The organism is Arthrobacter sp. U41, from assembly GCF_001750145.1.
Classification (GTDB): Bacteria; Actinomycetota; Actinomycetes; order Actinomycetales; family Micrococcaceae; genus Arthrobacter.
In genome coordinates, this window is the sequence record NZ_CP015732.1 from 3,194,284 (window position 1) to 3,214,098 (window position 19,815).

The following is a 19,815-nucleotide window of genomic DNA, read 5'->3' on the forward strand; positions in this document are numbered from 1 at the left end:
GCGCCGGGCGGTGATCCCGGGTTTCCTCAGTCGTGCGGCGGACGCCATGAAACTGGTGATGGGCGGGTGCCCGTGCCGCGGGCCCGCAAGGGGATTTGTCGAAAATATAGTAGGAAGTCCTAGTAATTAGCGGGACTTCAGACTACATTGAGTCAAAATCTATACTTCGGAGGACTGGGTATGTTTGAACTCAACGAGGACCAGCAGGCGCTGGTCCAGATGGTGCGCGAATTCGCCAACGAGGCCCTTGCGCCGAACGCCGCGAAATGGGACGAGACCAAACACTTTCCCGTGGACGTGCTGCGCGAAGCAGGCGCCTTGGGCATGGGCAGCATCTACGTCCAGGAGGAATTCGGCGGCTCCGGCCTCACGCGCAGCGACGCGGTGCTGATCTTCGAGGAACTGGCCAAGGCCGATCCGACGATTGCCGCATACATCTCCATCCACAACATGGTGGTATGGATGATTGACTCGTTCGGCAACGACGAGCAGCGCGCCCAGTGGGTCCCGCAGCTCGCCTCCATGGAGGCGCTGGGCAGCTACTGCCTGACCGAACCCGGCGCCGGATCCGACGCCGCAGCGCTGAGCACCAAGGCAGTGCGCGACGGCGAGGACTACGTGCTGAACGGCGTCAAACAATTCATCTCCGGGGCGGGAACATCCAGCTACTACATCGTGATGGCCCGTACGGCCAACACCGGAAACCGCGGCATCACTGCCATCGTCGTGCCGGCGGACGCGCCTGGTCTCTCGTTCGGGGCGAACGAGAAAAAGATGGGTTGGAACGCCCAGCCAACCCGCCAGGTGATTTTCGACAATGTCAGGGTTCCGGTGGCCAACCGTCTCGGTGAGGAAGGCAGCGGTTTTGGAAGCGCGATGAAGGGACTCAACGGAGGCCGCATCAACATGGGTGCGTGCTCCCTGGGCGGTGGCCAGACCGCCCTGGATAAATCGGTGGCATACCTCAAGGAACGACAGGCGTTCGGCGGCCCGCTGATCAACCAGCAGGCGCTGCTGTTCCAGCTGGCGGACATGGAAACCGAACTGGTCACCGCACGGACGCTGCTCTGGCGGGCAGCGGACGCACTGGACCGCGGCGCCCCCGACGCCGTCAAGCTCTGCGCCATGGCCAAACAGGTCGCCACGGATGCCGGGTTCAACGTCGCCAACAGCGCCATTCAGCTGCACGGGGGCTACGGCTACCTCTCCGAATACGGTCTGGAAAAGATTGCCCGTGACCTGCGGGTCCACCAGATCCTCGAAGGCAGTAACGAGATCATGCGCATGATCGTCGGGCGCATCGTGGCCGGCACCTAGACCGGGAAAACGATGCCAGTCTGCTGCGCCGGGCCGGCCGGCGGACGAGGGACCCTCTTCAGACAGTCCCTAGGCGAACGTTCCGACGTCGGGCTACCGGGGCGTGTGACGGGTGAAGACCAGATGGACAACCCCGGATAGAGAAGGTGTCGCCTCGATGTCGAAGCGTTGTTCGAGTCCTTCGAGTCCATCCCAGAGCCGTTCGCCCCGGCCCAGGACAATCGGGACGAGGACGATGTGCATGTGGTCGATGAGATCAACCTCGAGGAACTGCCGAACCGTGCCGACGCCGCCGCCGATCCGGACGTCGAGGTCGCCAGCCAGGGCCCGCGCCCGCTCGAGCGCGGAGGCGGGGTCGGCGTCCACGAAATGGAAGGTTGTTCCGCCTTCCATCTCCAGGACCGGCCGGGGATGGTGGGTCAGGACGACGACAGGGGTGTGGAAGACGGGGTTATCGCCCCACCATCCTTTCCATTCCTCGTCCTCCCAGGGACCGCGTTGAGGGCCGAACTTGTTGCGCCCCATGATCTCCACACCGATCCCGGGCCCCCACGCGCTGGCGAACGCCTCGTCGACGCCGAAGGATCCCTCCGACTCCCCGTGGAAGCCCATCTCGCGGAAGGTGCGCGTCTCGAAAGCCCACTCCATGAGCCGTGAGCCTGCGTGACCGAACGGAGCGTCGAGTTGCTGGCCCTCGCCGGTGCCGAAGCCGTCGAGGGAGACCGAGAAGTTATGCACGCGGACGAGGGACATGTCATCTCCTGAAGTGCTTGTCGTTCGCCATTACTGTATGGCGACCGCAGCCAACGACTCAAGACCCGGCGATGGATGTGGCGGGTTCTGCGGCCAGGAGGGTCCGTTGCCCGCGTCTGGTCCGGCGCCCGGCGGGAATTTCCGGTCCGGGGCGGTGTTAGGTCTGAGTATGAAAGCAATCGTGTACCGTGCCACCGGCGATCCGTCTGTTCTCGAACTCGTCGACCGCGAGATCCGTGACCCGGGGCGCGGGGAGGTCCGCCTTCGGATCATGGTCTCCGCGGTGAACCCCACCGACTGGAAGTCGCGCCGCGGCGCCAAACCGGGCGAGCCGTTGCCCTTCGCGGAGGTTGTGCCGAACCAAGACGGCGCCGGAGTGGTGGACGCCGTCGGACCCGGCGTCGAGCACCTCCACGTCGGCGACAGAGTCTGGCTGGCCTTAGCCGCCTACCAGCGCGCCGACGGCGGGACAGCGCAGGAGTTCGCCGTCCTGCCGGCCGAGCGGGTCTTTCCGCTGCCGCAGAACGCCGGGTTCGACCTCGGCGCAAGCCTGGGTGTTCCTGCGGTCACCGCCCACCGGGCCCTGACCATCGCCGAGGACGGCCCGCGGCGGCTGCACCCGGGAGCGTTGGACGGCAAGGTAGTTCTCGTCGCTGGAGGCGCCGGTGCTGTGGGTCATGCGGCGATCCAGCTCGCCAAGTGGGCCGGCGCCGTTGTGATCACGACCGTGAGCGGACCGGCGAAGGCTGCGCTGGTCACGGCCGCCGGCGCCGATCACGTCATCAATTACCGGGAAAGCCACGCGGCCGCGGAGATCCGCCGGATCGCTCCCGGGGGCGTCGACCAGATCGTGGAGCTGGCGCCCGCGCAGAACGCGGAACTCGACCTGGCTGTGATCCGCAACCGCGGCTCCGTCGCGGTCTACGCCAACAACGGCGGCGATCAGGTGAGCCTGGACGTGCGCAGGCATTTCAGCCTCAACGTCCGCTACCAGTTCGTGTTGCTCTACACCGTTGGCATGGCCGCGGTGCACGCCGCCGCCGAGGACATTAATGCGGCCATCGCCGACGGCGCCCTTCCGGTGGGAGAAGCGGCGGGTCTGCCGCTGCACCGCTTTGACCTGGCTGACACGGCCGCGGCCCACACGGCGGTGGAAGCGAGCATCGTCGGCAAGGTACTGATCGATGTGTCAGCGGGCTAGCCGATGATGCTTAGGGAGCCTCGCGGATCCCCCGGTAGGACGGAATTCCCTGGGGAAAGGCCGGGCGGAAAAACCGGGTCTTCCATGAAACGGAAGGTAAAAGTAAAGTCGCGGCATAGCCAGTGAATCGGACTTCCACCTTCATCCGAGAGCGAGCCCACATGGACCGGCCAGAAAAGCGCGGTGTCCAGCGCCGCAGCATAAATCTAACAACCGTTGTGTGGGGCGTGACGGGATGAGCAGCCCGTCCTCTTCCCGCGCCGCACCAGTGAAGCGCGAGACATTTTCCACGCGAAGGCTGTTCATCCTTTCGGCCATCGGTTCAGCTGTGGGGCTGGGCAACATCTGGCGCTTTCCGTACATCGCCTATGACAACGGCGGCGGCGCCTTCCTGATCCCGTACCTCGTGGCGCTGCTGACGGCGGGCATCCCCCTGCTGTTCCTGGACTATGCCGTGGGGCACAAATTCCGCGGCTCGGCCCCGCTTGCCTACCGCCGGCTCCACCGGGCGGCCGAGCCGCTGGGGTGGTGGCAGGTGCTGGTCTGTTTCGTCATCGCAGCCTATTATGCGGTGATTGTCGCGTGGTCCCTGATGTACACCATCTTTTCCTTCACCGAGGCGTGGGGGGACAACGCCGAAGGCTACTTCTTCGGGACTTTCCTCAAGGTCTCCGAGGCGCCCGGTGTCGGCTTCAATTACGTGCCGTCCGTTTTCTTCCCGCTGCTGCTGATCTGGACCGCTGTCATCATCATCATGGTGGCCGGAATCCGCAAGGGAATCTCGCGCGCCAACTCGATCCTGCTCCCGTTGCTGATGGTGATGTTCTTGCTGCTCGTGGTCCAATCGCTGTTCCTGCCAGGTGCGGCAGAGGGGCTCAACGCCTTCTTCACCCCCGACTGGGCCGCTTTGGCCGATGCGTCAGTGTGGGCTGCGGCGTATGGACACATCTTCTTTTCGCTTTCGGTGGGGTACGGCATCATGGTCACCTACTCCTCCTACCTGAAGCGCAGGACCGACCTGACCGGTTCAGGCATGGTGGTCGCCTTTTCCAATTCGGGATTCGAGATCCTGGCCGGCATCGGCGTGTTCGCCGCACTGGGGTTCATGGCCCAGGCCGCCGGAGCAGGCGTAAACGATGTTGTTACCCAAGGCATCGGGCTGGCGTTCGTAGCGTTCCCCACCATTGTTTCCCAGGCGCCGTTCGGGGCGTTCATGGGGGTGCTGTTCTTTGGATCCCTGGTTTTCGCGGGGGTTACATCGCTGATTTCGGTCCTGGAGGTCATTGTGGCGGCGGTGCAGGACAAGCTGGCGTGGGGGCGGGTCAAGGCGTCAGTGGTGGTCAGCGGGCTGGTCGCGGCCGTGTCGCTGGCCCTCTTCCCGACGGCAACGGGCCTATACCTCCTGGACACCGCCGATGCTTTCGTCAACAGCTTTGGCATCACGCTCGGGGCGCTGGTGACCGTGGTGGTGCTGGCATGGTTCCTGCGCAAGCTTCCCCTGCTGTCAGCCCACCTCAACCGCACTTCGACAATCAAGATGCACCGGACGTGGATGGTGCTGGTGGCCGGTGTGGTGCCGCTTGCGCTGATCTACATGGTGTCCAACGAATTCATCAGCAAGATCTCCACCACCTATGAGGGCTATCCCGCATGGTTTGTGGGCCTGTTCGGCTGGGGCATGGCCGGCGGCCTCGTGGTCCTGGCGCTGGCACTGACGTTCATCCCCTGGAGCCGCAAATCCAAGGCCCACCATGACCCGGAGTATCAATCCATGGTGGACGAGGAAGAAGAGGAGACAGCACGATGACACCCATCGCAGTCACCATGATGATCATTGCCATCCTCACAGTGTGGGGCGGCCTGGCCCTTGCGTTGCTCAACCTCAAGCGTCACCCCGAGGATGAGGGCGCGCTGCCGGAGGAGCACGCACCGGAGCTTTGACCGGCGGATCAAGTGCTACGGATTAGGCATTGCAGGGAGTTCGACAGGCAGGGTCACCCGTGCCCGAGTCTTGCCGGCGCAAGGGCGATGTGTTCACCATCCGGCCGTGCCCGGGCCACCCTTGAACGGACCCACGATCTGCGGGGTGATCCAACCGCCGTAGAAGTCACCTTCCTGGCAGGCCACCTGCTCGCCGTTGACTTCGCAGGAGTCCATGTGTCCCGGGTAGAGAGCCACCCGGGTGCTGAGCGCCTCGAACCCCCGGGTGGGTTCCGGGTAGGTCCACCCGGCACGGGGAACGACGACTCCGCCGGCAACGACGTCGAAGTAGTGCGCTGCTCCCTTGAACTCGCAGAAGCTGGTGCCCTCGACCGGGACGAGTACACCGGCAGGGAATGAGGCCAATGGCAGGTAGTAGACAGGCGGATGACTCGTCTCCAGGACGCGCACTGCATCGGTGGTGTCGGCAATCACCTGCCCGCCAAGCCGCACGATAACCCGTTCGGATCGCGGCTCGACCCTTGGCGGCCGCGGGTAGTCCCACACCGATTCTTGACCGGCCGAGGGTTTGATGGGCTGGGGACGCCGGAAAAAGCCGGGAAAACCTTGAGCAGGAGTCATGTCACCATGCTGTCATCTTCAGCTGGGATGCCACTGTGAATGTCGGGGAAGCTCGCGGCTGGCACATGCCCGCGGTCCCACCGACCGCGCAGGGGTCACACGTGTCGCACCGGGGACGGAGGTAAACACGGTAGCCTGCCAAGGGAGTCCAGGAAGGGGCGGTGCTGTGGACATTCTGAGCGGCGTAAGCGGCGAGTGGTTGAAGTCCCTGACCTGGCTCTTGGCCATTGCCTCAGGGCTGCTGCTGTGTTTTTGGCGGCCGCGCCGCGTTCACGCGGCTGCGCTCGGCTCCGTGCTGGTGTTTGCGGTGGCGAACATCGCAGCGGGCGTCTACGTCCTGTCCCATCTCGGAGATTCACGCTGGGGCGGAGGCGTGGAGGAACGGCTGGAGGCCCCCTCGCTGGCTGATACCCCTGTTGTTGGACAGTTCCTGGGATCCCTGGAGGCGCTCCTGAACGGAGTAGTGGACGGCATGAATGAATTCACCGATATCCGGGCCTCGCTCCCGGTCGCCGTGGAATTCCTGGCAGCAGCCGGCTGGGCCCTGGTTGTCGCCGTGCCCCTGGGCCTGGTGACGCTCGTGGTGAGCTACCGGGACGCCCAGCGCCGTAAGGCCGACTTTGCGAGATTCAGCCTGCAGGTCGAAGAGCTCAGCGCGGAACTCGATGACATCAAGCGCCACCTCGGGTACCCCCACCGGGGTTAGCGCCCAAAATTGCGCGATTACGGGCTGGCCCTGCCTCCCGGGCGCAGCGAAGCCCCTTGGGATCAGTTCAGTGTGCGGCTTGGCCGACGGTCGCTTCCCGTGCCTTCTGGTGGAACCATTCGATGTGCTCGCGTAGCAGGCGGGCCGCGAGTTCCCCATCGTGTGCCTGTACGGCGTCGAAGATCCCGTGATGCTGGGTCCGAAGCGCTGACAAGACGTCCGGCCAGGCTTCCATGGCGTCCATCGCGCCTTTGATGTAGCCGACGATGGATCCGCTGAGGGATTCCATCATGGTGGTGACCACCGCGTTTCCGGCGAGGGAACTCAGCGCGACGTGGAACCGCGCATCCAGTTCATAGAACGCATCCCGGTCGATCTGCGGATTGTCCATGGCGTGCAGCAGCCGGGATGCCTGCTCCAGTTCCTCCTGCGCGTCGGTGCGGGTTGCTGCCGTTTGGGCGGACCAGGTCTCAAGCAGAATGCGGGTCTGAACGATGTCCTTCACCGGTAATCGGCTGCTGGCGACGTGCAGCCGCAGTGCGGACGACAGGCCCGCGGAGGGATCGGAAATGACAATTGCCCCGGCGGTGGGACCGGATCCGACGGAGCTGCGCAGCACGCCCATTGCGTCCAGAATGCGGATGGCTTCCCGCACTGACGCCCGGGAAATCCCGTAGCTTTCGGCCAGCGTGCGTTCGCCCGGAAGCCGGTCCCCGAGCTTGATCTTGCCCGAGCGAAGGTCCGCTTCTATGTCATGCAGGAGCACGTCGTAGGTGCGACGGCGGGGGGTTGCTTCTGCGGCTGTCACGGCATCCTTCCGGGGGTGCGGGCCTGTGGCAGGCCCGCACCCGTTATTGCGGGAGCGGCTGGACGCCGGGGCAGCATCCACCGGACCACCTTACGCAAAGGTGCAGACAGGTTTCAGTTCCGGCCCGTCAGGACCGGGTTGCCTGGTCTGCGGGCTGGTTCGCTTCGCGATGCGGCTTCTGCTTGAGCATCCACCGGACCAGCAGTGCAAGTCCGGCGATCAGCAGGACCAGCATGATGGTGCCGGCATTGAAGCCCAACCCGTGGATGAAGAGGAACGTCATGATTCCAGCCGCAAGGGAGTAGTACATGGTGACAAGGATGGTCTTGCGCAGCAGATCGCCTTCCCTGCCCAACAGGCCCACGGTGGCGGATGCGGCGACGATGTTGTGGATGGCGATGGGGTTGCCGCCGGCGCCGCCCACAGCCTGTCCCGCCACGACCATCTCCGGGGGGACCCCGATTTGGGCGCCGGTGGAGAACTGGAACTGCGCGAAGGTGAGGTTCGACACCGTGTTGGAGCCGGCCACGAACGCGCCCAGGGCGCCAACCCACGGCGCGATGAGCGGCCAGGATCCGCCGGAAATCGCGGCTGCACCTTCGGCCAGCGTGACGGGCATGCTGGAGAGCCCGGAGGCGTTCAGTTCCGGACCGGACTGGATGAGGACGCGGACCAGGGGAACCGCGAAGAGCAGAGCCACCGCCGTGCCGACAATCTGGCTGCCCGAGACCTTGACCGCCTGGAGCATCTGCTTGCCGTTCATCCGGTGCAGGAAGAACGCGAACACCGAGGCGAGGATGAGTACGAAGCCCGGCAGGTAGAACGGCTGGATGCTGGTGCTGATGCCGGTGCCGAGAATGTCCTTGACCGGGATGGCCAGTCCGGTCAGGAAGCTCTTGAGCCCGGGGATCGCCCGGGTAGCTACGAGCAGCAGGCCCATCAGAACGTAGGGAGCCCAGGCCCGCAGCGGGCTCATGGGCGCAGACATGTCGGCGGCCTTGGCCGGCTCGAGAGTACCCATCCACCGCTTGGGCCAACTGGTTCGCGGTCCGAAGTCAAAGGTTTCCTTGGGCATCAGGAATCCGCGGCTGGACGTGTACATGACGAGCGTCAGGCCGATTAGGCCGCCAAACAGCGACGGGAACTCCGGGCCGAGGAACCGGGCGGTAAGGACGGAGGGAATGGTCATGGCAACGGAGGCGTAGATCGCAAACGGCCACACGGCCAGGCCGTCGCGGAAGCGCTTCTCCTGGCCGAAGAACCCCGTCAGCATGCAGACCATGATCAACGGTATGAGCAGGCCCACGATGGCGTGGATCGACGCGACCTGGAATCCGATGGAGGAAACAAACTCCGGCATCGTCAGGCCCAGAACGCTGATGCGTTCGGCAACGGAAGGGTCACCGCCGAGCCCCTGCCCCACACCGACGAGGATGGGAGTGCCCACGGCGCCGAAGCTCACCGGCGTGCTCTGGATGATCAGGCCGACCATCACGGCGGCCATGGCCGGGAAACCCAAGGCCAACAGCAACGGGGCTACAACGGCCGCGGGAGTGCCGAAGCCGGAGGCGCCTTCGATGAAGCTGCCGAAGAGCCAACCGATAATAATGGCCTGAACGCGGCGGTCCGGGGAGATGTTGCTGAACCCTGCCCGGATCGCGGACATTCCGCCGCTCACGGTGAGGGTGGAGAGCAGCAGCAGCGCGCCGAACACAATGTAGAGCAGGGTGCCGGCGGTGATGAGGCCCTCAATCGAGGCGGCGAGCACCCCGGTGAAATCCATCCGCCACACAAAGAGCGCCACCAGCACCGCAATGACGTAGCCAACGGGCATGGCGTATTTGGCCGGCCAGCGGAAGCCGGCCAGGAGGACGCCGACCACAAGGATCGGCGCTAATGCGAGAAGAGCCAGTACGGCTAAGTTGTCCACGGAGTTCCTCCACGTTGAGGGGACGACAGGGGAGTGCTGGTCCGACCACTATGGTCAGACCGGTGAAGTGTAGCGCGTTTATGGCCAGAGTGTGAGCCCTGCCACTTTTATCCCGCCCTTGAAAGTGGCACGCGCTACGTGGTGAACTATGGTCAGACCTCAGTCTCCTAGCCTCCTCGAAAGGGCTGTCATGAGAATTGCCTTGTTCGCCACATGCATCGTCGATGCGATGTATCCGGCCACAGCGCGGGCCACCGTGAAGATTCTGGAGCGGCTGGGGCACGAGGTCGTGTTCCCGTCCGACCAGGCCTGCTGCGGGCAGATGCATGTCAACAGCGGCTACCTCAAGGAAGCGGTCCCCGTCGTCGCCAACCACGTCGCGGCCTTCGACACGGAGGACTACGACGTCGCCGTCGCGCCCTCCGGCTCCTGCGTCGCCTCCGTCAAGCACCAGCATCCGATGGTGGCCCGCTCCTGCGGGGACAAAACCCTGGAAGCCCGGGCCGCCGCGGTCGGCGCCAAAACCTACGAACTCTCCGAACTGCTCGTTGACGTCCTCGGCGTGACCGACGCCGGGGCGCAGCTCGGCTCCTACTTCCCGCACCGCGTCACCTACCACCCCAGTTGCCACGGCATGCGCCTGCTCAAGCTGGGGGACCGGCAGGCCCGGCTGCTGCGCAGCGTCACGGGGATCGACCTGGCGGACCTGCCGGAGGCGGACCAGTGCTGCGGTTTCGGCGGCACGTTCTCGATGAAAAACGCCGATGTCTCCTCAGCCATGCTCGAGGACAAGACCGCCAACATCACCGCGACCGGTGCCCGGCTGTGCGCCGGCGGCGATGCCTCCTGCCTGATGCACATCGGCGGCGGTCTGTCCCGCCAGGGCAGCGACGTGACCACCCTGCACCTGGCCGAACTACTCGCCAGCACCAAAGAGGCCCCGGTGTCCGTCACCGGCGATGTTCTTCTCTCCACCGGAAAGGCAGCGCGATGAGCACCTTCCTGGGCATGCCCGCCCTCCCGGTCTACGGCACGGGCAACCTGCACGCCTCCGAATCCTTCCCGAAGGCGGCGCACCGCGAGCTCGGCAATGCCCAGCTGCGCGCCAACCTCGGCCACGCCACCCGCACCATCCGCGACAAGCGGCTCAAAATGGTTGCCGAACTGCCCGACTGGGAGCAACTTCGCGACGCGGGGTCCGCCATCAAGGAATCCGTGATGGCGCGCCTGCCCGAACTCCTGGAACAGTTCGAGGAGAACTTCACGGCCCGCGGCGGGGTGATCCACTGGGCCCGTGACGCTGGCGAGGCAAACGCAATCGTCGCCGGACTGATCCGGGATACCGGGGAAACCGAAGTGGTCAAGGTCAAGTCCATGGCGACGCAGGAAATCGGCCTCAACGAATACCTCGAAGAGCAGGGGATCACGGCCTTTGAAACGGATCTCGCCGAACTCATTGTCCAGCTCGACCACGACAAGCCCAGCCACATCCTCGTCCCGGCCATCCACAAGAACCGCACCGAAATCCGCGACATCTTCCTGCGTGAAATGCCCGGCGCCGATCCGCAGCTCACCGACGACCCGGCAGTGCTGGCGATGGCCGCGCGCAGCCACCTGAGGCGCAAGTTCCTCACCGCCAAGGTCGCCGTGTCCGGCGCCAACTTCGCACTCGCCGACTCCGGCACCCTCGCCGTCGTCGAATCCGAGGGAAACGGCCGGATGTGCCTGACACTGCCCGAGACGCTGATCACCGTCATGGGCGTGGAGAAGCTGCTGCCGACCTGGCAGGACCTTGAAGTGTTCATGCAGCTGCTGCCACGGTCCTCCACCGGGGAACGGATGAACCCCTACACCTCGCTCTGGACCGGGGTCACCGAAGGCGACGGACCGCAGAACATGCATCTGGTGCTGCTCGACAACGGCCGCAGCGCTGCCCTGGCAGATGAGATGGGACGCTCCGCCCTGCACTGCATCCGCTGCAGCGCCTGCATGAACGTCTGCCCCGTTTATGAGCGCACCGGCGGCCACGCCTACGGCTCCACCTATCCCGGACCGATCGGCGCGATCCTCTCACCGCTGATGACCGGCATCCAGGCGGAGGAGAACAATTCGCTGCCCTACGCGTCCTCCCTTTGCGGGGCCTGCTACGACGCCTGCCCGGTGAAGATCAACATCCCTGACATCCTGGTGCACCTGCGCAGCGTCGACGTCGACAGCAAGCGGGGGACGAAGAAAATTCCCAGCCAGATGGACGTGGGCATGAAGGCCGCCTCGTGGGCATTCTCTTCCGGGAAACGGCTTGCACTGCTCGAAAAAGGGCTGCCGCTGGGCCGCCTGGCGGCCGGCCCCGATAAAAAAATCACCAAACTGCCCGGTATCGCCGCAGGGTGGACGCAAAGCCGGGACATCCCGGCGCCCCCGTCACAATCGTTCCGCGACTGGTGGGCCAAGGAACACCGGGCACCGGACGCCGGCAGCGCCACGCCGTCACAAGGCGGCGTGTCAGAAAACAGCGTGTCACAAAACAAGGAAGACCAGCCATGAGCGCACGCGAGGAGATCCTCGGCCGGATCCGCACCGCCCTGAAGGATAACCCGGAGGCGCCGCAGATTCCGCGCCAGTACCGGGAAACATCCGGACTGGACGAGGCGGCGCTGATCGGGCTGCTGGCGGACCGCCTGATCGACTACAAAGCGCAGGTCTCCGTGGTGGACGCCGCCGAGGTGCCGGCACGGATCGCAGAGCTCCTCGCCGGCGCCCGCAGCTACGTGGTGCCCGCAGGGATCGACGCCGGCTGGCTCAGCGGACCCGGCCACGAGCCCGGCGGCAGCCGACGCCACCTGGATTCCACCGCCGCGCCGCTGACCGTTGCCGAGCTGGACGGCATCGACGCCGTGGTGACCGGCAGCGCCGTCGCCGTCGCGGAAACCGGGACCATCATCCTGGACGGCAGCGCCAACCAGGGCCGCCGCGCCATCAGCCTCGTCCCGGACCACCACATCTGCGTTGTAAAGGCCGCCGACATCGCCGGCATCCTGCCGGAGGCCCTGCGCCGGATCGACGGCACCCGGCCGCTCACCATGATCAGCGGCCCGAGCGCCACCAGCGACATCGAACTCGAACGCGTCGAGGGAGTCCACGGCCCGCGGAAGCTCGACGTCATCATCGCCCGCTAAGTGCCGGGCGCCGCAGCCCTGCCGTATCCGGGAGCCTTGGAAACAGCTGAGGCCCATGCTCCGTCAGGGCATGGGCCTCAGCTGTCACCTCGATCAGGAACTACCAGGAGCGTCAGTCCAGGAGCGTCAGTCCACCTGAGCCGTCAGGCCGGCGGCCTCGATCGCCGTCGATGCTGCGGTCTCGTCATTGTCGGAGCTGTCGCCGCTGATGCCGACGGCACCCAGGATCGTGCCGTCGTTGTCCCGTACCAGCACGCCACCGGGCACCGGGATGAGCCGGCCACCCAGAGCGGCGGTCGCTGCCGCGATGAAGTAGGCCTGCTGCTCGGCGCGCTCCATGATGGCACGCGAGCCCATCCCGAGAGCCAGCGCCCCGTACGCCTTGCCTTGTGCGATCTCAAAGCGATTATTCGAAGCGCCGTCCTGGCGCACGGCGGCGATGACGTGACCGCCCGCGTCGAGCACGACGACGGTCAGCGGTTTGAAGCCGTGCTGCTGGCCCGCTGCGAGGGCGTCGGCAATGATGGACTGGGCGGATGCCAATTTCAAGCTCATGATGCGTTCCTTGCCAGATCGTCGGTGTTTTTGCGCGCCGCACGGCGCCGGTGCAGGATGGGCTCCGTGTAGCCGGATGGTTGAGCCGCTCCCTCGAGAACGAGCTCGCGCGCTGCGAGGAACGCCTCGGAATCGAACGCCGGGGACAGAGGCCTGTAGTCAGGGTCGGAGGCGTTCTGTTCGTCGACGACTGCGGACATCCGCCGCAGTGACGCTTCCACCTCTTCCGTGGTGATGACGCCGTGCAGCAGCCAGTTGGAGACGTGCTGTGAGCTGATGCGGCAGGTGGCGCGGTCCTCCATCAGTGCCGTGCCGTTAATGTCGGGGACCTTGGAACACCCGACGCCGTCGTTCACCCAGCGAACCACATATCCCAGCGTGCTCTGGATGTTGTTGTCCAGCTCGTTGCGCCGGGCATCGGCGTCCCAGTCGGCGGGGTCACCGACGGGGATGGTGAGCAGTTGCCGCAGGGTCGAGCGGCGCTTCCCGGCGAGTTCGGCCTGCCGGGCGTCAACGTCGACCTGGTGATAGTGGGTGGCGTGCAGGGTCGCGGCGGTCGGCGAGGGGACCCAGGCGCAGTCGGCGCCGGCGAGCGGGTGAGCGCCCTTCTGGGCGAGCATCTCCGCCATGTTGTCCGGAGCCGCCCACATGCCCTTTCCGATCTGGGCCCGACCGCTGAAACCGCACTCCAGTCCGATGTCGACGTTGGCGTCCTCGTAGGCCTTGATCCAGCTGGAGTGACGCATGTCGGCTTTGCGGACCATGGGGCCGGCGAGCATTGAGGTGTGGATCTCGTCGCCGGTGCGGTCCAGGAATCCGGTATTGATGAACGCGACGCGTTCCCGTGCCTCCCAGATGCACGCCTTCAGGTTGGCTGAGGTGCGGCGCTCCTCGTCCATGATTCCGATCTTCAGGGTGAGCGGTTCGAGGTCCAGCACGGACTCGGTGCCGGCAAGCAGCGCACACGCCACGCCGACCTCAGCCGGTCCGTGCATCTTCGGCTTAACGATGTAGACCGACCCGGCCCGCGAGTTGTGACCGGCGTGCGGCCCGCGCAGGTCGTGCACGGAGCCAAGGCCTGTGAACAGGGCGTCGAGGATTTCCTCGGGAACCGGAGCGCCGGCGGCGTCGAGCACGGCGTCGCTGGTCATCAGGTGGCCCACCTGGCGGATCAGCAGCAGCGAGCGGCCGGGCAGGGTCAGCTCCGAGCCGTCGGGTGCAGTGTAGACGCGGTCGGGGTTGAGCCGGCGGGTGGAGGTGCGTCCGCCCTTGGCGACTTCGGCGGTCAGCGTGCCCTGCATCAGCTGCAGCCAGTTGCGGTAGCCCGCGACCTTGTCCTCGGCGTCGACCGCGGCCACGGAGTCCTCGAGGTCCATGATCGTCGTCGTCGCGGACTCCAGCACAATGTCCTTTACACCGGCCGGGTCGCCCGAGCCGATGAGGTGGCCGCGGTCGATCTGGATCTCCACGTGCAGTCCGTGGTGCACCAGGAGCACGGACTCGGGCTCGTCCGGGACTCCCCGGTAGCCGGCGAGCTGTCCCGGTTCGGCCAGCCCTTTCAAACCGTCCGGCGTCTCGGCGACGAGGGCGCCGTCCGCGATCCGGTAGGCGGTGACGTCGGTGTGGCTTCCGCCCGAAAGGGGCGTGTGCTCGTCCAGGAACTGCCGCCCGCGTGCGACAACGGCGGCACCGCGGACCGGGTTGTAACCGCCCGTGCGCTCGCGCCCCTCCGCCTCGTCGATGACGTCGGTGCCGTACAGGGCATCGTAGAGCGAGCCCCAGCGGGCGTTGGCCGCGTTGGCCGCGAATCGTGCATTCAGGAGCGGGACCACCAGCTGGGGACCTGAGACGGTCGCGATCTCGGCGTCAACCCGGTCGGTGGTGATGGCGAAGTCCCCGGGTTCCTCGACCAGGTAGCCGATCGAGCGCAGGAAGGCCTCGTAGTCTTCCGGATCCACTGGAGTAGCACCGTGCGTACGGTGGTACTCGTCGATCTGCTCCTGCATCCGGTCACGGGTGTCCAGCAGGTCCCGCACCCGCGGCGAGAACTCCCCGATGAGCGCGGCGGCACCAGCCCAGAATGCGTCCGCCTCGATTCCCGTTCCGGGCAGCGCTTCGTCCCGGACGAAGGCGTAGAGCTCTTCGGCGACGCTCAGCCCGTTGGTCTTCAAGTGATTCGGCATGCCGGCCATCCTTCTCAAATTCTCGTATTGTGGAAAAAAGATACCAATATCTAAACCTAGCCAGCGCATGGGTTCCCTGTCAACGTTGAATTCCCGGAGGCGCGGCACCGCGCCGCGCCGGAGATCGGCTGTTGACTGTGATTTGAATCGCACATAGTCTCTTATCCACTGCACAAAAGATTATTTTCACAATGTGGAATTTCTCAGGCTGAGTGGAGGCTTGCCGCCGACACGTGTTCGGGGCTTTGCCGGATTGAAGAAACAAAGAATACCGATAGAGAGCAGACCTTGTGAGGACCAACGTTAGCGAGATCAATTCAGAGGCCGGGGCGACGCTCGTCGCCGCGGCCCGGCACGGTTCGACAGCGGAAGCTGACCGCATGAACGTCAATACCGACCGGTCCGGGTACACGCCGGAAACCCTGCCGGACGGTGTCGTGTACGCGACCAGCATCAACGACGTCGTTGAGACGATGGTCCGCGCGACAGCAGGGAAAGTTCCCATCGTCGCCCGCGGCGCCGGCACCGGACTGGCTGCGGGTTCGGCCGCCAAGGCAGGCGAGGTCGTCCTGGACCTATCGGGCATGAACCGTATCCTGCGCCTGGATCCGATGGAACAAATCATCGTTGTCGAGCCCGGCATCCTCAATGCAGAGGTCAACGCCGCCGCCGGCGAGCACGGGCTCTTTTACGCCCCGGATCCCGCCAGCACCGCCATCTGCTCCATCGGCGGAAACATTGCCACGAACGCCGGCGGCATGCGGTGTGCCAAGTACGGCGTCACGCGTGAGTCCGTCCTGGCGCTGAAGGTTGTCCTACCGGACGGGCGGCTGCTCGTGACCGGCCGGGAAACGATCAAGGGCGTCACGGGGTATGACCTCAACGCCCTCATGATTGGATCCGAAGGGACACTCGGGGTCGTCGTTGAAGCGACTTTGCGTCTTCGGCCGCTCCCCGTCGCGACGGCAACCGTCGCAGCATTCTTTCCGGACATCGTTACCGCCGCTCAAGCCGCCTCTGCCATCATTGCTTCACGCATCACGCCCTCTGTGCTGGAGCTCATGGACGGTCCGACCCTGTCAGCCGTCGATGCCGCACTGGGGACCGACTATCGAAGCCGCGGGGGCGCCTTCCTCCTCGCCCAGACTGACGGGTACGGGGCCTTCCTGGAACAGGACGTGCTGATTCAAGCCATCGAACCCCTTGCTTCGTCCTATGAAAAGGCCACAGACCCGGAAAGGACCGCCGAACTGTTGAAGGTGCGTCGGGAGGCCATCCCGTCCCTGGAATTGCTGGGCAACGTCTGCATTGGCGACGTCGGTGTTCCACGCGGACGCCTTGCCGAGATGGTCACCGGAATCGAGGAAATTTCACGCCGCACCGGAGTCCGGATCTTCACCGTTGCCCACGCCGCCGACGGCAACCTGCACCCGATGATCGTTCTTGAGCCAGGCCAGCCCTCCACGGAAGGACCGGCGAAAGCCGCGCTGGGTCAGATGTTTGATTTGGCCCGGAGCCTCGGCGGCACACTCACCGGGGAACATGGAGTTGGAATCCTCAAACGCGACTGGCTGCACGACGAACTGGGCAGCGAGTCCCTCGAGCTGCAGCACGCCATCAAGAACGTATTTGACCCGCTGGGCATCCTCAACCCGGGCAAGGCAATCTAGGGGTTCCGGACCGCACCAAGTCGCGGCTCCGGGCGACCCGTTCACTGGGAAGCAGATCGACGCCACTCGCGTCGATCTGCTTCCCGCCCGGTTTCGCCATCCACACCGTTGCCGTGAGAGGGCGTTGAGCGCCCGGCAACCACAGCGCTCCCGAAGCCTGCGGCAACGGCTCGAGGACGTCCGGTTCTTCTCCAAGCAAGCCTGGTGATTATGCGCTGAGGCTTGTTGTATCTTGGGAATCATAAGCAACTTTTTTCATCATGCGGATAAAAGTTTTCAGCAGCGAGCATCAGGAGACATCAACATGGCTGAAAAGAACCCTGGAGGCGTTCAGTCAGTCGAGCGCGTTTTTGAACTTTTGGAACTGATCACGGATGCCGGCGGCGAGGTGATGCTGAGCGAACTGTCATCCTCCACCGAGCTGCCGCTTCCCACGATCCACCGTCTCCTGCGCACCCTGGTCACTCTGGGCTATGTCCGGCAGTTGCCCAATCGACGGTACTCTCTGGGCCCTCGACTGATCCGGCTGGGCGAAGGCGCCAATAAACAACTCGGGGTTCTGGCCCGGCCTCAACTCAAATCCCTCGTGGACCGTCTGGGGGAGACCTCCAACATGGCTGTCCTTGACGCGGACATGATCATTTACGTGGCTCAGGTACCGTCCCGACATTCCATGCGCATGTTCACCGAAGTGGGGCGGCGTGCCCACACGCATTCCACCGGTGTCGGCAAGGCGATCCTGGCCCAACTGGACGACGAGACAGTCCGGGGGATTATTTCCCGCAGCGGTATGCCCACCCCGACCAGCAAGAGCATCGGGGATATCGATACCCTGTTGAAGGATCTGGCGAAGATCCGGCAGCGGGGCTATTCCGTCGACGAAGAGGAGCAGGAGATCGGCGTCCGGTGTTTTGCCATGGCCGTCGCGAACGCGCCCACACCCATGGCCATTTCCGTTTCCGGTCCGGTATCCCGGGTGGACCAGGCCTTTGCGGACCGGGCAGTTCCCCTGCTTCGTGAGGCCGCCCAGGCAATCTCGGATGAGCTGAGCCTGACTTAGCCCGCCACCTGAAGGCTGACAGCGGTGTCAGGCCCCAGGGCGCCCCGGCCACTCTTTGCCCGCCCAGGGGTCGTAATTAGCGATGAGCTCATCCTGTGGCGGACGGTCATTTTCGGGGACGTGCTGCAGGTTCACCCGCACCCGGTACCAGAGCGAACTCGATCCGCGCATTCCGTCGACGAGTATGTCGGCGGGATGCAGGGCCGGGACGAGGTCCGCATGCCGGGTCTTCCATTCCTCGAGCGCCGCGAGCGCCTCGTGCTTGGTCTTCGTACGAGCCACCTCGATAAGCGGCATCACCGACTGCCGGCGGCCCGAGCCGTCGCCGCCGCGCGGCGGCTTATCGGCGGGGCCAAGCTCGGCAGCCAGGGCGAGGAGCCCGTCGAGTGTCCCGACCGCGCCGTCGATGCCGGCGTGGGCGTCGCCAACCGCTGCGAAGCGCTCCAGCACCGTGGGCACCGTGAATTGCTCCGGCCGGGTGGAGGTAACCTCGTCCCAGGTGAGCGGCGTCGAGACCCGGGCGTCAGGCAGGGGCCGGATCGAGTACGCCGATGCCACGGTGCGGTCCTTCGCGTTCTGGTTGAAGTCGACGAACACACTCTCGCCGCGCTCCTCCTTCCACCACCGGGCGGTGGCGAGGCCCGGAGCTCGGTTCTCCACCTCGCGGGCGAGGGTCTCGGCGGCGAGCCGCACGTCGCGGTACGACCACCGGGGTGCGATGCGCACCAGGATGTGCAGTCCCCGCGATCCGCTGGTCTTCGGCCACCCCACCAGTCCCACGTCCCCGAGTACCTCCCGCGCGACATAGGCGACGTCGATGATCTGCTTCCAGTCGACCCCCGGCATCGGGTCCAGATCGACCCGTAGCTCGTCGGGGTGCTCGAGGTCCTCGGCGCGCACGGGGTGCGGGTTGAGCTCCAGGCAGCCAAGATTCACGACCCACGCCAGGCCCGCAGCATCCCGGATGACGGCCTCTTCGGCTGATGTCCCCGACGCGTAGTGCAGCGTCGTTGTGTCGATGAAGCCGGGGTGGTTTTCCGGCACGCGCTTCTGGAAGAACGGCTCAGCGCCGATCCCCTTCGGGAAGCGCTTGAGCACCATGGGCCGTCCGCCGGCGCCCCGCAGTGCACCCTCCGCGACGGCGAGGTAGTAGCGAACCAGGTCGAGCTTCGTCAGACCGGGCTCAGGGAACACCACCTTGTCCGGACTCGAGATGCGAACCTCGGTGCCGGCAATGTTGAGGATCTCGGCCGGGGTCTTCGACGGGCTCATTCCGCCACGCTAGCAATGATCGGATGTCCCAGCCAGACCCGCTGTGCGGTCCGCGGAATTGACCAGGAAAGTGCCCGGTCCCGGCGCTGACCAGCCGGACATCAACCGGTCCGCTGCGGTGCTACTCGGCGGACGGCCGCTGCCGTTGCCGTTTGGTCGCTGACCGCTGTTGCTTCGTGGCGAGGCGCCGCCGGTCGGAGCCCCTGGTGGGCTTCGTCGGACGGCGGTGAGCCGCAGCGGGAGCAAGTCCCTCGGTGACGAGCTCGGCGAGCCTGGCCAGGGCGATCTCACGATTTCGGAGCTGTGAGCGACGCTCGGAGGCCGTCACGGTGATCACGCCCTTGATGAGGCGACGCCCAAGACGCGTGAGCAGCATCAGCCGTTGGTCATCCGAGAGCACCGCGGAGCCGGCGATGTTCCAGGACAGCTCCGCGCGGCTGTCAGAGGTATTCACGTGCTGGCCGCCCGGCCCGGACGAGCGCGAGAACCTCCAGCGGAGTTCCGACGCAGGAATCGTGAGCGCCGGCGACACCTCCAGATCCATGCCACAAGTCTCGCACGGATGCGCCGAACAGAGGCTGGGGGTTCTGCGGTGCAGCTGGTTCCTGCTGGGTGCGGGGAA

General features: G+C 65.4%; 18 protein-coding genes. 10 read left to right on the plus strand and 8 right to left on the minus strand.

The features are described from left to right. Positions 1-180: 180 nt before the first annotated feature. Positions 181-1,317: an acyl-CoA dehydrogenase family protein gene (locus tag ASPU41_RS14520; RefSeq protein ID WP_069951510.1), complete on the plus strand. Its 1,137-nt coding sequence runs from the start codon at positions 181-183 to the stop codon at positions 1,315-1,317. Between the two features lie 93 nt (positions 1,318-1,410). Here the strand turns inward: ASPU41_RS14520 and ASPU41_RS14525 are convergent, their stop codons facing one another. Further along, positions 1,411-2,070, minus strand: a complete 660-nt coding sequence (locus ASPU41_RS14525; RefSeq protein ID WP_069951511.1) for a dihydrofolate reductase family protein — start codon at positions 2,068-2,070, stop codon at positions 1,411-1,413. A gap of 169 nt (positions 2,071-2,239) precedes the next feature. Here ASPU41_RS14525 and ASPU41_RS14530 point away from each other — a divergent pair, with 169 nt between their 5' ends. From ASPU41_RS14530 to ASPU41_RS22140, 3 genes are all read left to right on the plus strand, one after another. Beyond that, on the plus strand, positions 2,240-3,271 hold the full coding sequence (locus tag ASPU41_RS14530) for an NADPH:quinone reductase (protein WP_069951512.1): 1,032 nt from the start codon (positions 2,240-2,242) through the stop codon (positions 3,269-3,271). A 235-nt stretch (positions 3,272-3,506) separates the two neighbouring features. Then, positions 3,507-5,078 (plus strand): sodium-dependent transporter, encoded by a 1,572-nt coding sequence (locus ASPU41_RS14535; protein ID WP_069951513.1) that lies wholly within the window; start codon positions 3,507-3,509, stop codon positions 5,076-5,078. Beyond that, positions 5,075-5,212 carry a methionine/alanine import family NSS transporter small subunit gene (locus ASPU41_RS22140; protein WP_083266534.1) on the plus strand — a complete coding sequence of 46 codons (138 nt, stop codon included), beginning with the start codon at positions 5,075-5,077 and terminating at the stop codon, positions 5,210-5,212. Before ASPU41_RS14535 ends, ASPU41_RS22140 begins: the two co-directional genes overlap by 4 nt. Before the next feature lie 93 nt (positions 5,213-5,305). Here the strand turns inward: ASPU41_RS22140 and ASPU41_RS14540 are convergent, their stop codons facing one another. After that, positions 5,306-5,833, minus strand: coding sequence for a DUF427 domain-containing protein (locus ASPU41_RS14540; RefSeq protein ID WP_197515668.1), 528 nt, complete (start codon positions 5,831-5,833; stop codon positions 5,306-5,308). Between the two features lie 166 nt (positions 5,834-5,999). On the opposite strand from ASPU41_RS14540, the gene ASPU41_RS14545 reads away from it, so the two are divergent. Beyond that, entirely contained in the window at positions 6,000-6,539 is a 540-nt protein-coding gene (locus ASPU41_RS14545; RefSeq protein ID WP_069951514.1) for a hypothetical protein, read from the plus strand. Between the two features lie 67 nt (positions 6,540-6,606). On the opposite strand, the gene ASPU41_RS14550 is transcribed toward ASPU41_RS14545, so the two are convergent. Continuing rightward, positions 6,607-7,347, minus strand: a complete 741-nt coding sequence (locus ASPU41_RS14550; protein ID WP_069951515.1) for a FadR/GntR family transcriptional regulator — start codon at positions 7,345-7,347, stop codon at positions 6,607-6,609. 127 nt (positions 7,348-7,474) lie between these two features. Beyond that, the gene (locus ASPU41_RS14555; protein ID WP_069951516.1) at positions 7,475-9,277 is read right to left on the minus strand and encodes an L-lactate permease; all 1,803 of its coding nucleotides are present in this window, start codon (positions 9,275-9,277) and stop codon (positions 7,475-7,477) included. A gap of 190 nt (positions 9,278-9,467) precedes the next feature. Between ASPU41_RS14555 and ASPU41_RS14560 the strand changes: the two genes are divergently transcribed. Genes ASPU41_RS14560 through ASPU41_RS14570 form a run of 3 tightly spaced genes read left to right on the plus strand, consistent with a single transcriptional unit; the run spans position 9,468 to position 12,453 of the window. Next, the gene (locus ASPU41_RS14560; protein ID WP_069951517.1) at positions 9,468-10,271 is read left to right on the plus strand and encodes a (Fe-S)-binding protein; all 804 of its coding nucleotides are present in this window, start codon (positions 9,468-9,470) and stop codon (positions 10,269-10,271) included. Further along, on the plus strand, positions 10,268-11,821 hold the full coding sequence (locus ASPU41_RS14565) for a LutB/LldF family L-lactate oxidation iron-sulfur protein (protein WP_069951518.1): 1,554 nt from the start codon (positions 10,268-10,270) through the stop codon (positions 11,819-11,821). The genes ASPU41_RS14560 and ASPU41_RS14565 overlap by 4 nt, the downstream gene beginning before the upstream one ends. Continuing rightward, a complete protein-coding gene (locus ASPU41_RS14570; RefSeq protein ID WP_069951519.1) occupies positions 11,818-12,453 on the plus strand; it encodes a LutC/YkgG family protein in 636 nt (211 codons plus the stop codon). Before ASPU41_RS14565 ends, ASPU41_RS14570 begins: the two co-directional genes overlap by 4 nt. A 126-nt stretch (positions 12,454-12,579) precedes the next feature. On the opposite strand, the gene ASPU41_RS14575 is transcribed toward ASPU41_RS14570, so the two are convergent. After that, positions 12,580-13,008 carry a GlcG/HbpS family heme-binding protein gene (locus ASPU41_RS14575; RefSeq protein WP_069951520.1) on the minus strand — a complete coding sequence of 143 codons (429 nt, stop codon included), beginning with the start codon at positions 13,006-13,008 and terminating at the stop codon, positions 12,580-12,582. After that, complete coding sequence (locus ASPU41_RS14580; RefSeq protein WP_069952717.1) at positions 13,005-15,191, minus strand: malate synthase G; 2,187 nt, start codon at positions 15,189-15,191, stop codon at positions 13,005-13,007. Before ASPU41_RS14580 ends, ASPU41_RS14575 begins: the two co-directional genes overlap by 4 nt. Before the next feature lie 290 nt (positions 15,192-15,481). Between ASPU41_RS14580 and ASPU41_RS14585 the strand changes: the two genes are divergently transcribed. Together ASPU41_RS14585 and ASPU41_RS14590 are read left to right on the plus strand one after the other, a co-directional pair. Beyond that, positions 15,482-16,861 (plus strand): FAD-binding oxidoreductase, encoded by a 1,380-nt coding sequence (locus ASPU41_RS14585; protein ID WP_331712761.1) that lies wholly within the window; start codon positions 15,482-15,484, stop codon positions 16,859-16,861. 304 nt (positions 16,862-17,165) lie between these two features. Next, a complete protein-coding gene (locus ASPU41_RS14590; RefSeq protein WP_069951521.1) occupies positions 17,166-17,921 on the plus strand; it encodes an IclR family transcriptional regulator in 756 nt (251 codons plus the stop codon). Between the two features lie 27 nt (positions 17,922-17,948). Here the strand turns inward: ASPU41_RS14590 and ligD are convergent, their stop codons facing one another. Beyond that, on the minus strand, positions 17,949-19,193 hold the full coding sequence (gene ligD / locus ASPU41_RS14595; protein WP_069951522.1) for a non-homologous end-joining DNA ligase: 1,245 nt from the start codon (positions 19,191-19,193) through the stop codon (positions 17,949-17,951). A 121-nt stretch (positions 19,194-19,314) separates the two neighbouring features. After that, a complete protein-coding gene (gene arfB, locus ASPU41_RS14600) occupies positions 19,315-19,737 on the minus strand; it encodes an alternative ribosome rescue aminoacyl-tRNA hydrolase ArfB (RefSeq protein WP_069951523.1) in 423 nt (140 codons plus the stop codon). Between the last annotated feature and the right edge of the window lie 78 nt (positions 19,738-19,815).

What these genes read in the sequence shown, in the direction of transcription:
- ASPU41_RS14530 (WP_069951512.1), top strand. Translation starts at nt 2,240, where the DNA reads ATGAAAGCAATCGTGTACCGTGCCACCGGCGATCCGTCTGTTCTCGAA.
- arfB (WP_069951523.1), bottom strand. Translation starts at nt 19,737, where the DNA reads ATGGATCTGGAGGTGTCGCCGGCGCTCACGATTCCTGCGTCGGAACTC.
- ASPU41_RS14565 (WP_069951518.1), top strand. Translation starts at nt 10,268, where the DNA reads ATGAGCACCTTCCTGGGCATGCCCGCCCTCCCGGTCTACGGCACGGGC.
- ASPU41_RS14575 (WP_069951520.1), bottom strand. Translation starts at nt 13,008, where the DNA reads ATGAGCTTGAAATTGGCATCCGCCCAGTCCATCATTGCCGACGCCCTC.
- ASPU41_RS14540 (WP_197515668.1), bottom strand. Translation starts at nt 5,833, where the DNA reads ATGACTCCTGCTCAAGGTTTTCCCGGCTTTTTCCGGCGTCCCCAGCCC.
- ligD (WP_069951522.1), bottom strand. Translation starts at nt 19,193, where the DNA reads ATGAGCCCGTCGAAGACCCCGGCCGAGATCCTCAACATTGCCGGCACC.
- ASPU41_RS14570 (WP_069951519.1), top strand. Translation starts at nt 11,818, where the DNA reads ATGAGCGCACGCGAGGAGATCCTCGGCCGGATCCGCACCGCCCTGAAG.
- ASPU41_RS14580 (WP_069952717.1), bottom strand. Translation starts at nt 15,191, where the DNA reads ATGCCGAATCACTTGAAGACCAACGGGCTGAGCGTCGCCGAAGAGCTC.
- ASPU41_RS14560 (WP_069951517.1), top strand. Translation starts at nt 9,468, where the DNA reads ATGAGAATTGCCTTGTTCGCCACATGCATCGTCGATGCGATGTATCCG.
- ASPU41_RS14525 (WP_069951511.1), bottom strand. Translation starts at nt 2,070, where the DNA reads ATGTCCCTCGTCCGCGTGCATAACTTCTCGGTCTCCCTCGACGGCTTC.
- ASPU41_RS14590 (WP_069951521.1), top strand. Translation starts at nt 17,166, where the DNA reads ATGGCTGAAAAGAACCCTGGAGGCGTTCAGTCAGTCGAGCGCGTTTTT.
- ASPU41_RS14535 (WP_069951513.1), top strand. Translation starts at nt 3,507, where the DNA reads ATGAGCAGCCCGTCCTCTTCCCGCGCCGCACCAGTGAAGCGCGAGACA.
- ASPU41_RS22140 (WP_083266534.1), top strand. Translation starts at nt 5,075, where the DNA reads ATGACACCCATCGCAGTCACCATGATGATCATTGCCATCCTCACAGTG.
- ASPU41_RS14520 (WP_069951510.1), top strand. Translation starts at nt 181, where the DNA reads ATGTTTGAACTCAACGAGGACCAGCAGGCGCTGGTCCAGATGGTGCGC.